This window comes from Halorubrum rubrum (assembly GCF_024494685.1).
GTDB classification, from domain to species: Archaea; Halobacteriota; Halobacteria; order Halobacteriales; family Haloferacaceae; genus Halorubrum; species Halorubrum rubrum.
Genome location: NZ_JANHDM010000004.1, coordinates 139071 through 153558, shown reverse-complemented (window position 1 = coordinate 153558; position 14488 = coordinate 139071). Strand labels below are relative to the sequence as shown.

Annotated in this window: 12 protein-coding genes; 5 read left to right on the top strand and 7 right to left on the bottom strand. The window is 68.1% G+C overall.

Going from position 1 to position 14488, the window contains the following annotated elements; all coding sequences use genetic code 11:
* Positions 1-2 precede the first annotated feature (2 nt).
* Positions 3-1607: a phosphoribosylglycinamide formyltransferase gene (purN, locus tag NO889_RS06400; RefSeq protein WP_256411456.1), complete on the bottom strand. Its 1605-nt coding sequence runs from the start codon at positions 1605-1607 to the stop codon at positions 3-5.
* Positions 1608-1775: 168 nt separating this feature from the next.
* On the opposite strand from purN, the gene purB reads away from it, so the two are divergent.
* Positions 1776-3296 (top strand): adenylosuccinate lyase, encoded by a 1521-nt coding sequence (purB, locus tag NO889_RS06395; RefSeq protein WP_256411455.1) that lies wholly within the window; start codon positions 1776-1778, stop codon positions 3294-3296.
* A gap of 56 nt (positions 3297-3352) precedes the next feature.
* Positions 3353-4000 (top strand): sensor domain-containing protein, encoded by a 648-nt coding sequence (locus tag NO889_RS06390; protein WP_256411454.1) that lies wholly within the window; start codon positions 3353-3355, stop codon positions 3998-4000.
* Between the two features lie 26 nt (positions 4001-4026).
* Here the strand turns inward: NO889_RS06390 and mce are convergent, their stop codons facing one another.
* Positions 4027-4419 (bottom strand): methylmalonyl-CoA epimerase, encoded by a 393-nt coding sequence (gene mce, locus NO889_RS06385; RefSeq protein ID WP_256411453.1) that lies wholly within the window; start codon positions 4417-4419, stop codon positions 4027-4029.
* A gap of 119 nt (positions 4420-4538) precedes the next feature.
* On the opposite strand from mce, the gene NO889_RS06380 reads away from it, so the two are divergent.
* The gene (locus NO889_RS06380; protein ID WP_256411452.1) at positions 4539-5342 is read left to right on the top strand and encodes a formate/nitrite transporter family protein; all 804 of its coding nucleotides are present in this window, start codon (positions 4539-4541) and stop codon (positions 5340-5342) included.
* 30 nt (positions 5343-5372) lie between these two features.
* Here the strand turns inward: NO889_RS06380 and NO889_RS06375 are convergent, their stop codons facing one another.
* Both NO889_RS06375 and NO889_RS06370 read right to left on the bottom strand, forming a co-directional pair.
* Positions 5373-5867, bottom strand: a complete 495-nt coding sequence (locus NO889_RS06375) for a hypothetical protein (RefSeq protein WP_256411451.1) — start codon at positions 5865-5867, stop codon at positions 5373-5375.
* Positions 5864-7540 (bottom strand): acyl-CoA mutase large subunit family protein, encoded by a 1677-nt coding sequence (locus NO889_RS06370; protein ID WP_256411450.1) that lies wholly within the window; start codon positions 7538-7540, stop codon positions 5864-5866. Before NO889_RS06370 ends, NO889_RS06375 begins: the two co-directional genes overlap by 4 nt.
* Positions 7541-7718: 178 nt before the next feature.
* Here NO889_RS06370 and NO889_RS06365 point away from each other — a divergent pair, with 178 nt between their 5' ends.
* Positions 7719-8384, top strand: coding sequence for an O-methyltransferase (locus tag NO889_RS06365; protein WP_256411449.1), 666 nt, complete (start codon positions 7719-7721; stop codon positions 8382-8384).
* A 20-nt stretch (positions 8385-8404) separates the two neighbouring features.
* Here the strand turns inward: NO889_RS06365 and NO889_RS06360 are convergent, their stop codons facing one another.
* On the bottom strand, positions 8405-9349 hold the full coding sequence (locus NO889_RS06360) for a DUF368 domain-containing protein (RefSeq protein ID WP_256411448.1): 945 nt from the start codon (positions 9347-9349) through the stop codon (positions 8405-8407).
* A gap of 5 nt (positions 9350-9354) precedes the next feature.
* Entirely contained in the window at positions 9355-12441 is a 3087-nt protein-coding gene (locus NO889_RS06355) for an oligosaccharyl transferase, archaeosortase A system-associated (protein ID WP_256411447.1), read from the bottom strand.
* 97 nt (positions 12442-12538) lie between these two features.
* On the opposite strand from NO889_RS06355, the gene aglG reads away from it, so the two are divergent.
* Positions 12539-13477: a glucosyl-dolichyl phosphate glucuronosyltransferase gene (aglG, locus tag NO889_RS06350; RefSeq protein ID WP_256411446.1), complete on the top strand. Its 939-nt coding sequence runs from the start codon at positions 12539-12541 to the stop codon at positions 13475-13477.
* On the opposite strand, the gene NO889_RS06345 is transcribed toward aglG, so the two are convergent.
* Positions 13467-14363 (bottom strand): glycosyltransferase family 2 protein, encoded by an 897-nt coding sequence (locus tag NO889_RS06345; RefSeq protein ID WP_256411445.1) that lies wholly within the window; start codon positions 14361-14363, stop codon positions 13467-13469. The genes aglG and NO889_RS06345 overlap by 11 nt on opposite strands.
* Between the last annotated feature and the right edge of the window lie 125 nt (positions 14364-14488).

Here is a 14488-nt window from a genome sequence, read left to right as displayed (position 1 = left end):
GCTCAGTCGTGGCGGAAGCAGCGCGATCCGGTGAACGCCATCGCCATGCCGTGGTCGTCGGCGGCGGCGATCACGTCCTCGTCGTTGACCGAGCCGCCGGGCTGGATCACGGCCTCGATGCCGGCGTCGGCCGCCTCCTCGATCGCGTCCGGGAACGGGAAGAACGCGTCGGAGGCCATCACGGCCCCCTCGGCCGACTTCCCCTCCGCGTCCTTCTCGGCTTTCATCGCCGCGAGCGTGACCGCGTCCACGCGGGAGACCTGCCCCATGCCGACGCCGACCGTCTCGGTGCCCGTCGCGAACAGGATGCCGTTGGACTTGACGTGTTTGAGCGTCTTCCAGGCGAACAGCATCGTGTCGACCTCCTCGTCGGTGGGGTCGCGCTCGGTGACGAACTCCAGGTCGGCGGCGGTCGGCGACTGGCGGTCCCGCTCCTGGACGAGCCGTCCACCGACGATCGGCTTCTCGACGAAGCGCTCGGAGAAGCGCGCCTCGCCCTCGCCGAGCGGCCCCACGTCGAGCACGCGGAGGTTCTTCTTCTCGCCGAGGACGTCGAGCGCGCTGTCGGTGTAGCCGGGCGCGACGACGACCTCCTTGAACGACTCCGCGATCGCCTCTGCGGTGTCGGCGTCACACCGGCGGTTCAAGGCGACGATCCCGCCGAACGCCGACTTGGCGTCGGTCCGGAGCGCCCGGTCGTACGCGTCCGCGAGCGTGTCGCTCGTCGCGCAGCCGGCGGGGTTAGTGTGTTTGATCACGGCGGCGGCCGGCTCGTCGAACTCCGTTATCAGCCCGAGCGCGGCGTCGGCGTCGTTGTAGTTGTTGTACCCCATCGCCTTCGAGCCGGGGTTCAACTCCTCGGCCCCGACGACGCTCGCCTCCTCGCAGGCGGGGTCCGCGTACAGCGCGGCCTCCTGATGGGGGTTCTCGCCGTAGCGCAGCGAGTCGGCGCGGTCCTCCGAGACGAACCGCCGGGCCGGGAAGGAGCCGCCGGTGTCGCCGTCGATCCGGACGGACCGGGGGATCCCGTCGTCGTCGGTCTCGATATCGACGTTCCCCTCCGCGAACCACCGGACCGCCCGTGGATACGCGGTGAACTCCGCCTCCTGGAGGACCCGGCGCTTCAGCGACGCGGCGTCGTCGTCGTCGTAGACCGGGACCGGCTCCTGGGTGAGGATCGGGCCGTCGTCGACCGCCTCGGTGACGACGTGGACGGTACAGCCGGTCGTCCTGACGCCCGCCTCGAGCACCTGCTCGTGGGCGTCGGTGCCGGGGAACGCGGGCAGCAACGAGGGGTGGACGTTCAGCGTCGTCGGGGCGGCCGCGAGGAACTCCTCCGTGAGCACCCGCATGTAGCCGTCCAGACAGACGACGTCGAAGTCGTACCCCGAGAGCCGGTCGAGGATCCGGCGCTCGTGGCTCTCTCGCGACTCGCCCTCCTCGCGGACGACGACCTCGGTCGGGATCCGCCGCTCGGCGGCCGCCTCGAGGACCGGCGCGCCCTCGCGGTTCGTTAACACGACCGACAGCTCCGCGCCGGCCGGCGCGACGTCGGCGATGTGTCGCAGGTTCCGTCCCCGGTTGCTGGCGAGTCCGGCGATCTTCATGTCCGATCCCTCCGACCGACCGCGTTTATCCGTTACGGTCGTCGTCGGTCGAATATCCACGATCGAGGATAAGTATCCGACCTTGTTGCCGTCAACGTCGCGTGAGTATACACCTCCGTGGGTAGTTCCATCGACACGCTTTTGCGCGCTCCGGGGGCACTCGCGGACATGACCGACGATCCGATCCCCGGACTCTCGCGCTCGGACCCGCTCGCGGCCGTCTCCCCGCTCGACGGGCGGTACGCCGGCCGAACCGCCTCCCTCTCGCCGTACGCGAGCGAGGCGGCGCTCATGCGGGCGCGGACCCGCGTGGAGGTGGAGTACCTGATCGAACTGGCCGACCTCGAGGCGACGCCGATCGCGCTCGACGGGGCGGAGGCCGCGGCCCTGCGCGACCTCCACGCGTCCTTCTCGGCGGAGGACGCGAGGCTGATCAAGGACCTGGAGGTCGAGGGCGCGGCCGGATACGCCGCCACCAACCACGACGTGAAGGCCGTCGAGTACTTCCTGCGGGTGCGCCTGGAGGAACTCGGCGAGGCCGGGACGCTCGCGGATCCCGAGGCGCTGTTCCCGTGGATCCACTTCGGCCTCACGAGCGAGGACGTCAACAACCTCGCCCACCGGCTGCTCGTCGGGCCGGCGGTCCGCGAGGTGCTCGTGCCCGCGATCCGCGAGGTGCGCGACGCGCTGGTCGAACTGGCCCACGAGCACCGCGACACGCCGATGCTCGCGCGGACGCACGGCCAGCCGGCGACGCCGACGACGTTCGGCAAGGAGATGGCCGTCTACGCCGCGCGGCTCGGCCGGACGCTCGGCCGCGTCGACGCCGCGGTCGACGGCCTCTCGGGCAAGCTCGCCGGCGCGTCCGGCACCTACGCCGCCCACGTCGCCGCCTACCCCGACGTCGACTGGCGGGGCGTCTCCCGCTCCGTGGTGTGGGGACTCGGGCTCGATCACGCGCCGCTCGCGACGCAGGTGAACCCGTGTGACGACCTCGCGGCGCTGTTCGACGCGCTCCGGGGCGTGAACAACGTCCTGCTCGATCTGGACCTCGACGCGTGGCTGTACGTCTCCGACCGCTACCTCGGGCAGCGCGCCGTGGAGGGCGAGACCGGCTCGTCGACGATGCCGCACAAGGTGAACCCGATCGACTTCGAGAACGCCGAGGGGAACCTCTCGAAGGCGAACTCCGACCTCACCTTCCTCGCCGACTACGTCACGACCTCGCGGCTCCAGCGCGACCTCTCGGACTCGACGGTGAAACGCAACGTGGGTGCCGCGTTCGCCCACTGTCTGGTCGGCTACTCGAAGACGGCAGACGGGCTCGCGAAGGTGGTCCCGAACGAGGTCGTCATGCGCGAGGAGCTGGAGGCGACCCCCGAGGTGATCGGCGAGGCGGTCCAGACGATCCTTCGACGCGAGGGCGACACCGACGCCTACGAGCGCGTCAAGGCGCTCACCCGCGGCTCGCGGGTCACCCTCGAGGACTTCCGCGCGCTGTTCGACGACCTCGACGTCGACCCGGCGGTCCGCGAGGAGCTGCGGGCGCTGACCCCCGCGGGCTACACTGGGATCGCGGCCGACCTCGCGGACGGCGTGGCCACCGCGGCCTCCGCCGAGGCGGGCGACGTTTCCGAGGCGGGCGACGGCTCCGACGCGGCCGACGACACCACCGATCACCGGGAGTGACCTGCCCCCGAACCGAGAGCGGAACCGTTTTTTCACGAGCCGCCGGCCGAATCGACATGGTCTCCCTCCGTAAGCCCTCCGCCGTTCCGGTCGTCGGCGTCGTCGCCGACCGTCGAACGTACGCGAACCTGGCGTACCTGCTCGTCAGTGCGCCGCTCGGTATCGCCTACTCGATGCTGCTCACCTTCGGGGTCGTGTTCGGGACCCTCCTCTCGGTCGTCGCCGTCGGGGTCGGGGTCCTGTTCGCGACCCTGATCGGGTCCCGACTCCTCGCCGGGATCGAACGCCGACTGGCGAACGCCGCGTGGTCGCTCGACCTCCGGCGTCCGGACGACGTCCCCGACGACGCCGACGGGTTGCTCCCGCTCGCGAAGGGGTACGTCGACGCGTCGTCGACGTGGAGGGGACTCGGGTTCCTCTCGTTGAAGGTCTGGATCGCCGTCCCCGCGGTGTTTCTCCTGTTCGGGATCGCGACCGTGCTCTCGCTCGTCGCCGCGCCGGTCCGGTACCCGTACACGGTCGAGTTCGGGACCGTCAACGGCGATCCGGTCACGTGGACGATCGATACCCTCCCGGAGGCGGCCTTAGCGGTGCCGGTCGCGCTCTGTGGGCTTCTCGTCGTCCTCCACGCGTCCAACGCGGTCGCGTACGTCGCCCGGCGGATGGCGATCGGGCTCCTCGGCCGCCGCCGGGACGGCGGGTGACGGAGCCGTCGAACTCAGTGGTCCGCTCAGTGGTCGGGGTCGACGAACTCCACGAGCACCCCGCCGGTCGACCGGGGGTGGAGGAACGCGACCTCGTGACCCCACGCGCCGGGCCGGGGCTCCTCGTCGACGAGGTCGACGCCGGAGTCGCGGGCGCGGTCGAGCGCCGCGGAGAGGTCGTCCGTCGCGAGCGCGACGTGGTGGATCCCCGGCCCCTCGCGGTCGAGGTAGTCGGCGATCGGTCCCCCCCGCGTCGGCTCCAGCAGCTCGAAGTAGCCGCCGTCGTCGAACTCGAGGAAGACGACGCGCATTCCGTCGAACGTCTCCTCGTGGGCGACCGGCGTCTCGAGGAGTTCGGAGAACAGGCCGGCCAGCTCGGCGGCGTCGCGCGCGGCGACGCCGACGTGATCGAAGCGCATGCCGGAAGGACGGCGCGGCTCCGACTTATAGTCGAGCGGCGCGACCGACCCGGCCGTCGCGGCAGGAGCCGCCCGGAGGGAAAGGTTTGGGTGCCGCCGAACGAGAGATCGAACGAGTCGTGTCCGACCAGAGCCCCGACGCGCAGACGGAGCAGAAGACCTCCCGGACCATCCTCGATACGATCCTCGAGGGCGCGCTCCACGAGATGAACCGCGAGCGGTCGGGACTCCTGCTCTCGGGGCTGTCCGCCGGGCTCGACATCGGGTTCGGTCCGCTGATGATGGCGGTGGTGTTGACCCTCTCGCCGGGGGGATTCGGCGACCTCACCACCGAGCTGCTGTTGGCGGGCGTCTACTCGATCGGGTTCATGTTCGTGATCCTCGGGAGGTCGGAGCTGTTCACTGAACACACCACACTGGCGGTGATCCCGGTCCTCGACGGTCAGGCGTCGCTCCGCGACCTGGGCCGGCTCTGGGGACTGGTGTACGTCGGCAACCTCGTCGGGGGGCTCTGTTTCACCCTGCTCGTGATCCTGTTGATGCCGGAACTCGGCGTCGTGACGCCGGCCGCGTTCGAGACGATCGCGTTGAAACTCGTCACCCACGACCTCCCGTGGCTGTTCGTCGGCGGCGTCTTCGCCGGCTGGCTGATGGGCCTCCTGGCGTGGCTGATCGCGGCGGCCCAAGAGACGACGAGCCGGCTGATCCTCGTGTTGGTCGTCACCGGAACCATCGGGCTCCTCCATTTACCCCACTCGATCGCGGGCAACGTGGAGGTGTTGTTCGGGCTGTTCATGTCGCCCGCGATCACCCCGGTTGACTACGTCGGATTCCTCGTGCTGGCGACGATCGGAAACGCCTTCGGCGGCGCGGTGTTCGTCGCGCTGTTGAAGTACGGCCACGTCGTCCGCGGCGCGAGCTGACGGCGGTCGTCAGTCGCCCCCGAGCCGATCTCAGCAGCCGTACCACGGCTCGATCGCGTCCTCTCGGAGGGTGAGCCCGACGTCCTTCGGTTCACACTCGAACTCGATCGGCAGGTCGGGGTCGTACCGCCACGTTCGCGAGAGGCCGTCCGCGGTGAACGCGTGAACCTCCTCGGGGACCGCCTCGAACCCGTCACGCGACGCGATCGTTTCGGGTTCGAGCGCGAACACGCGACCGAACAGAGTCTCCCCCTCGCCGTCCACCACGCGAACCGCGACCTCGACCGCCGAGTCGGTGGCGTTCTCGACCGTCACCTCGTTGGGGCCGTCGTCGTCAGGGGCGGTCTCCGGGACCACGCCGCCACAGCCGGCGAGCGCGGCCGACGCCGCCGCCCCGGCCGCGGCGAGGAATCGCCGTCGAGGCGGCCGGCGACCTCCACCCTCGGTCGGCGTCGGATCGGTGAACGTCGTCGGATCGGCGGACGTCGTCGGATCGCCAGTCGGCGTCGGATCGGCGGACGTCATCGGCCGGGGCTGTACTCGCCGAACTCCTCGCGGAACACGTCCGAGACCTCCTGGACGGTCGCGTACGCCTTCACCGCGTCGACGATCGGGGGCATCACGTTCTCCCCGCCGCGGGCGGCCTCCCGGACCGCGGCGAGCGCGGCCTCGACCGCCTCGTCGTCGCGGCCGGCCTTGACCCCCTCGAGCCGCTCGCGCTGTTCGGCCTCCTGTTCGGGATCGACCTCCTCTAGGTCCATCTCGGGCTCCTCGTCCACCCGGAACTCGTTGACGCCGACGATCACGCGCTCGCCCTCCTCGATCTCACGCTGGCGCTCGAAGGCGACGTCCTGGATCTGCCGTTGGACCCACTGGCTCTCGACCGCCTCGAGCGCGCCGCCGCGACGGTCGATCTCCGCCAGGATCTCGAACGCCTCCTCCTCGATCCCGTCGGTGAGGCTCTCGACGTAGTAGCTCCCGGCGAGCGGGTCGATCGTGTCGGCCGCGCCCGACTCGTGTGCGAGGATCTGCTGGGTGCGCAGGGCGGTCCGCACCGACTTCTCGGTGGGGAGCGCGAGCGCCTCGTCCTTCCCGTTCGTGTGGAGGCTCTGGGTTCCCCCCAACACCGCCGCCAGCGCCTGGTAGGCGACTCGAACCACGTTGTTCTCGATCTGCTGGGCGGTCAGCGTGGAGCCGCCGGTCTGGGTGTGGAACTTCAGCTGTTTGGACTTGGGGTCCGTCGCGTCGAACCGCTCGTCCATGATCTGCGCCCACATCCGGCGGGCCGCCCGGAACTTCGCCGCCTCCTCGAAGACGTTGTTGTGGGCGTTAAAGAAGAAGGAGAGCTGGGGGGCGAACTCGTCGACGTCCAGTCCGGCGTCGAGGGCGGCCTCGACGTACTCGATCCCGTTCGCGAGCGTGAACGCCACCTCCTGGGCGGCCGTCGAGCCGGCCTCTCGGATGTGGTACCCCGAGATGGAGATGGTGTTGAATCCGGGGACCTCCTCGGCGCAGAACGCGAAGATATCGGTGATGAGCCGCATGGACGGCTCCGGCGGGTAGATGTAGAGGTTCCGGGCGACGTACTCCTTCATGATGTCGTTCTGGATCGTCCCGCGCAGCTCCGATCTCGGGACGCCCTGCTGGTCGCCCATGGCGACGTACATCGCGAGCAACACGGCGGCGGGCGCGTTGATCGTCATCGACGTGGAGACCTCGTCGAGGGGGATGCCGGAGAAGACGGTCTCGAAGTCGTCGAGCGTGTCGATGGCAACCCCCGAGCGGCCGACCTCCCCCTCGGCCATCGCGGCGTCGGAGTCGTACCCCATCTGCGTCGGGAGGTCGAACGCCATCGAGAGCCCCGAGGAGCCCTCGTCGATGAGGTACCGGAACCGCTCGTTGGTCTCGGCGGCCGTGCCCATTCCGGCGTACTGCCGCATCGTCCAGAGCCGGCCGCGGTGCATCGTCGAGTAGACGCCGCGCGTGTACGGCTCCTCGCCGGGGAACCCGGCGTCCTCGCGGTAGTCGTGATCGGCGACGTCGGCGGGGGTGTACAGCGGGTCGACCGACTGGCCGCCGGTGTCGGTCGTGAACTCCTCCTCGCGCTCCCCGAACCGGTCGACGGTGTCGCCGTAGGTTCCCTCCTCCCAGGACTCCTTCGCCTCCCGGATCTCGGCAAGCTCCTCGGGGTCGTACATTACCTACACGGTCGACCGACCGCGACTTAACGGTTGACCCGACCCCGCCGGCGGTCCGGTGGTCCGGCGTTCCGGCGGAACCGGAGGGACGCGAACCGGCTCGAGTCGATAACGCGGTCGCCGACGTGGGCGGCTCGTCGACGTGGACGGTTTTATGTCGTGGCCCCGATCCGCCCGCATGGACGTCCTACCCGAGCACACCAGGCGGTTCCTCGCGGCGACGGCACCCGAACACACGGCGGTCCAGGCTGAGATGGCCGCGCTCGCCGACGAGTGGAGGTTCCCGATCATCGGCCCGGAAGCGGGAGCCGTCCTCCGGCTCCTCGCGCGGCTGGCCGACGCCGAGCGCGTCTTCGAGTTCGGCTCCGGTTTCGGCTACTCGGCGACGTGGTTCCTCCGGGGCGGTGCCGATACGGTCGTCTGTACCGAGTTCGACGCCGAGGAGGCCGAGCGCGGCCGCGAGTTCGCCGACGAGTACGGCTACGCCGACCGCGTGACCTTCGAAGTCGGCGACGCGATGGAGACGATCGATCGGTACGACGGCCCCTTCGACGCCGTCCTGATCGACCACCGGAAGGCGAGCTACGTGGACGCCTATCGGTCCGTCCTCCCCACGCTCCGAACCGGCGGCGTCGTGGTCGCCGACAACGTGACCGCCGGACCCGTCGACTTCGAGCGCCTGGTCGCTCACGCGGCGGACGGCGAGCCGTTGCCGAGCGCCGACGTCGACGCGGCGACCCGCGGGATCGGCGAGTACGTCGACGTGGTTCGGAGCGACGACGCGGTCGAGACCGTGATTCTCCCGGTCGGCGAGGGGATCGCCGTCTCGACGAAGGTGGTATAACAGGGCGGCCGCGGTCGAACTCAGTACTCGAGGACGCCCGCGTGCCGATCGATCGCGATCACGGCGACCGCGCCGGCGACCGCGGCGGCCGCGAATCGCGGGAACGCCTCGCCCCACGTCCCGCCAGAGTCGGCGAGCCGCATCGAGACCTCGATCACCGGAGCGCGGAGCGCGCCGACGATCAGGCTCACGAGGAACGCGAGCGTCGCGGCGCGGGCGGCCTCGAGCGCGCGTCGAACCGCGTGGGCGATCGTGAACAGCCCGAGGACCCCGCCGGCGAGGAACGCGACGATCGGCGGGAGGGCCCCGACGATCCCGGCGGTTCCCTCGCCCGCGGCCGCCGCGGCGATCCCGTCGAGGAACGCGCCGAGCGTCCCCGACATGAACTCGTACTGTCCGAGGACGACCAGGAGCAGCGATCCCGAGAGGCCGGGGAGGACCATCGCGCTGACCGCGACCGCCCCCGAGAAGAAGACGACCGGGAGCGCGTGGCCGAGCGCGGTCGCGGCGTACCCCGACGCGAGAAACGCCGCGAGAAAGCCGCAGACCGCCGCCGCCTTCCTGCCCGTCGTCTCCAGATCGACCGCGCCGTAGAGCACGAACGCGGAGGCGGCGATCAGCCCGAAGAAGAACCCGTACGTCGCGACGGGAACCGCCGCGAGGAGCGCGTCGACGAGGCTCAACACGAGGACGACGGCGGTTCCGATCCCCGCGCCGAGGACGGTGAGGAACCCCCCGTCGACCTCGCGGAACGCGGCCCGCGCGTCGGCGCGGTCGCTCGCTCGTATCCCGGCGAGCACGCGCGCGATCCGGTCGGGATCGATCGCGGTCACCGCCGCGATCAGCCGCTCGTAGATACCGACGATGAGCGCGATGGTGCCGCCCGAGACGCCCGGAACCGCGTCGGCGGACCCCATCGCCAGCCCCTTCAGGTACACGACGAGCCAGTCCCGAACGTCCGCCATCCGGATCAGGTGGCCACGGCGACGCGTTCGGGGGCGACGAGCGAGCCGCTCGACTCGTTCGTCTCGTCGTCGGCTGTGCCGGTACTGCCTTCGTCGGACCCGCTTCCACCGTCGTCTCCCGACAGGACCTGTTCGAGTTCGACGGTCGCGGCGGCGTCATCCTCGCCGATCACCTGTGCCTCGGTGACGTTCACCCGTCCGGCCTGTGGGGTCACGTCGTCGTCGCCTGACGCCACACCCGTCGTGACCTCGTAGGGACCGGTCGCCCGCACGCTCGTATTGGTGTACCCCTCCTCAGGCCCGAACTCGTCGTATCCGGTCGTCGAGTACGGCACTGTGAACTCGAAGTTACCATCGTTATCGGCCTCTGTGTACTGTTGATAGACGAACGTCTCGCCGGAAGGTTTCTCCATTTCGACGGCCGCTCGAACTTCCTCGCCCGGCTCCGCGCCGCTTCCCTCGATCGTCGCGCCGGGGACGCGCTCGAACGTCTTCACCCAGTTATCCTGGAACGCGGCGAGCGCGGATTCGCCGAGGACCTCCTCGAAGTCCACGCCGAGCTGCTGGAGCACCCGCACCTGTCGTGCCGAGGCCGACTGCCCTTGCGACTCGGTCGCGTGGACGAGCCGGTGGTGTTCGAGCGCGTCGACGCGCTCGGACGGAAGCCCGCCGACCCCGCCGACCTGGGCGCTCCCGTCCTCCTCGACGTACTCGCGGGCCGCGGAGACGTTCTCGAACTGGCGGACCATCGACCGTGGATCCTCGGGGAGCACGGCGAGTTCGACCCGTTCGCCGTCCGCCGTCTCCGCCGTCTGCGTCTCCCAGTCGACCACGACCGGCTCGGGCTCGACCGCGCTGCCGTAGTGTTCGTACAGCCGGATCATCTGGCTCTCGTGGTAACGCTGAGTGTTCACCTGCATCACCGTACCGAACCCGCCCTGCTGACCCTGTCGGTAGATGGGTCGGTTGAAGTCCTCCCGCGTCACGTTCCCCTCGTCGTAGAACGTCACGGGCGCGCCGAACTTGGAGTTCGGCGAGGCCATCTCGCGGTCGACCATCACGTATCGGGTGTGTTCGCCCTCCTCGCTCTGGCTCGCGAGCACCTCCCGCGCGGCGTCCTCGCTCGGCGCAAGCAGGTAGTTCGCCGCCTCGGCGGCGTTCTGCTGGAACGGGTTGGCGTTGGGGATCCGCTCGGCGCGGGTGGTGATCCAGTGGCCGTAGTCCCACCACGACTGGACGCCGTACGCGCCCTCCGGGTAGTCGAAGTCGCCGTCGGCGGGGCGTTCGTAGGTTCCGTAGTACTCCATGGAGTTGTCGGCACCCTCCAGTTCGCCGGGGTGCGGCGTCTCGTCGTTCATCCACTGGAGGCTCTCGTCCCACTCGACGACGCTGCCCGGTCCGGTCGAGTTGCCCGCGGTCCACACCGGCGTGGCGACCCCCACGAGCGGCACGAGGAGGACCGCGAGCACCGCGACCGCGGTCAGGACCTGCCACCCCTCGATCTCGCGGAGGGCACGGAGCGAGGTGAGGTCGATCGCGTCGAAGACGACCTGGAGGAAGTACGCCGCGCCGACCGCGACGACCACCGCGAGGTAGTAGTTGAAGCGGCTCTGGGTGAACGCGGCGCTTCCGATGAACGCCGCCCACACGACGAAGTAGAGCTCCTCGGCGTCGTACTCGACGAGGAACGTCGCGCCGACGAGGAACCCCGCCGCGAGCACGAGCCCGACCACCTGCCAGCCCACGCCGACGAGGCCGCCGACCGCGCCGTACAGCTGGGGTACCGCGTAGACGGAGCCGACGACCGCGAGTGCGGCCGGAATGTACAGCGTGTGGTTCGGGTCCTCGGAGCGGTAGAGCGGGCGCGCGACGACGTAGAGGACCGCCGCGAGCGCGAGGAAGAAGGCGAGACCGTACTGACCGAGGACGAATTCCGCGAAGGAGGCGTCCTGAAGCGGTGGCGCACCCTCCCCGATCGTCTGGAAGCTGGCGCTCGCGCTGAAGCCGACGAAGTTCAGGAGGTTACTCGAGAGCGTCGACCACAGCGACGGAAGCGCGAGCCACAGGAATCCGGCGGACGCGACGATCAGACCGCCGACCGCCGCCGGATACGTCTCGGTTTCGAGCTCGCGTGACTCCCACTGGCGGGCGAGCCACGCGAGGAAGACCGCGCCGACGGCGACGCCGATCGGGAGGATCACCTGGAGCAGCGAGTAGCCCGTCACGTCGAACGAGAACGTGTCGAGGGGGATCAGCTGCATCAGTCCGGCGACGCCCATCGAGACGGATCCGGCGAAGGCGATCGGTTCCGGGCTCCTGCCGTGGTACGTGTCGCTCGTGATCTTGAGCGCGAGGTAGACGCCGGTGAACCCGACCATCAGGATCCCCGGCTGCCACGTCCAGATGTAGAGGCCGAGCGCGACGCCGGCGGCGGCGGCGTACGCGACGGGGCGGCGGAGGGCGTCCCAGTCGCGGTCGACGACGAGCTCCCAGACGGGCACGTCACGCTCCGCGGCCGCGAAGGCGACGAGGAACGCGAGGACGGCGACCGACTGGAAGAACACCTCGGCCGCACTGTGGTCGGGGAACCCGACGAGCGAGTAGGTGAAGAACGTGCCCGGAAGGAGCGCGAGCACGCCGGACGCCACGAGGGCGGCCGGGCGGTCGACGAATCGCCGCGCGATGAAGTACGTCGGGACCGCGACGAGGGCTCCCGCGATGGGTGCCATGACGAGCATGACCTCCTCGGGGCCGCCCATGATCGGACCGGCGATCCAGATGCCCACGGCCATGATGTGGTCCCAGAGGGTGCCGAACTGTCCCGCCTGATTCCCGAACGGGAACCCGGTCCACACGTCGTACGGGAGCGTGTTCGGCCAGTTCTCGAGGAGGTAGCTCGTCTCGCGGAGGTGGTACCACGGGTCGTTCCCGCGGAAGTACACCTCGCCGTCGCGGACGAAGTTGCCGTACGATCGGAGGCGGGTCCACAGCATGAAGACCAGTATCCCGAGGAGGGCCGGGACGTGGTACCACCGCTTGAGGAGGTCGAGGGGAGCGTCGTCCTCCTCGGCGGTGTCGGTTCGCTGGCTCATTACACGATGACTCTTCGAAAACGTCCATAAGCCTTGTTATATACCGAGCACGACTCGGTCAGAACGCTTATTCGCGACGCGGAGAAACCGCCGGCCGATGAAGGTCTCCGTCGTCGTCTGTACGTACACGATGGACCGCTACGACGCGTTCACGGAGGCCGTCGAGAGCGCACTCTCCCAGACGTACGACCCGATCGAGGTCGTGTTGGTGATCGACGGCAACCCCGAAGTGTACGAGCGAGCACTGGAGGACTTTGGTGCTCGTGAGAACGTCGTGATCCACGACAACGAGGAGAACCGCGGGATCTCCTACAGCCGGACGAAGGGTGGGGAACTGGCCTCCGGCGAGATCATCGCGTTCATTGACGACGACGGAGTCGCGGAGGACGACTGGATCGAGTCGCTCGTCGAGGTGTACGAGACGACCGACGCGATCGCGGTCGGCGGCGACGTCAAACCCGACTGGCAGGGTGACCGGCCCGACTTCTTCCCCGAGGAGTTCTACTGGCTCGTCGGCTGTGTCGAACCTGGCTTCGCGGAGGACGGCGAGGAGGTCCGGAACACGTACGGGTCGAACATCTCGTACCGACGGGAGCAGTTCCTCGAGGTCGGCGGGTACGATCCGAACACGGGACGGAAGGGTGACAAACACCTCCAAGCGCACGAGGCTCCGGTCGGGATCCGTCTGTTGGAACAGTTCGGGAAGGGAATGGTGTACGCGGAGGACGCGGTCGTCCACCACACCCTGTTCGAGTACCGAGGGGAATTTCGCTGGCTGCTGTTTCGGTCGTTCTGGCAGGGGTACTCCAAGCGCGTGATGGATCTTTTGTACCCGGACGCGCCCGACGCCAAGGGAGAGTATCTGAAGTGGCTGGTGACGGATAGGGTGCCGCGACGGCTGGAGGGGCTCGTTCGGTCACCGTCGCGAGCCGCGGTGGCACAGTTGGCGGCGATCGGCGTGTTTACTGGAGCGGTCGGGTTGGGGTATCTGTACGCGGTGGTGACGCCGGACCTAATCGAGAAGGCTAACGCGTAGGTTCGGGAAAGTCTCTTTCCTCGCCGAACAGGAACTCGTAGTAATAGCCGAGGCCGCGACACGCAAGCATGGCGACTGAGAGGAACGCGAACGCGAGACGCGTGAGCGACGAATCGGGGGCGTCACCGTCCTCTCCACTCGGTCCGTCGGGCCTCGGCGGGATCCCTGGTTTCCCGTAGCGATCCGGGTAGTAGCGCTGTTTCTGACAGAATCCCCGCCCAACGCGGAAGTTCTTTTTCGCGAGGGACTCGAATGAGGTTCGGGCGGGATGGTAGACGATGGCGTCCTCGGCATATCCTTGCTTGTAGCCCGCTTTGTGGACGCGTTCGCCGAACTCTCTATCGCCCCCCGAGATGAGTCGGCTATCGAAGAGTCCTACGTCTTCGAATATTTCTCGGCGGACGAGAAGTGCGCACGTTGGCGCGTAGTTCTCCTCCTCGAGATATTCCTTCACAGGGAAACCAGTTTGAGCGTTGTATCTGCCAACGAGGGTGTCTTTCGGGCACGTGAGTTCGACGTTACACCCGAGGTAATCGATGTCTTGTTCCTCCATTGTTTTGAGGGCTGTTTCCAACCAGTCCTCGTCGACAGTTTCGTCGGCGTCAAGGAAGGCTAGAATATCACCGCTCGCGTGTTCGATTCCTCTATTGCGAGCAGCATAGGAACCCTGTATCTCATCTTCAACGAGGAGATGGACCTTTTGGTAGTTTTCTGCGTAGTTACGAATTACGTTGGCAGTGTTGTCTGTGGAGCCGTTGTCGACGATGAGGATTTCGGAGATTGCTGAAGAATTTAATAGGTATAAAACAGATTCGAGAGTTTTCGAGATACCGCTTGTATCATTATACACTGGAACAACCAGATGGGCTATTCGCTCTTGGGTCACTCGTCTATTGAGTTCGCGAGTAAACGTATTTTATCGTTACGTCTTCGAAGAATATCAACAGTAAATCCCAAAAAATGTCATTCGGTTCCATCTCTCCTAAGAGAGATTTGATCACAAACTCTTCG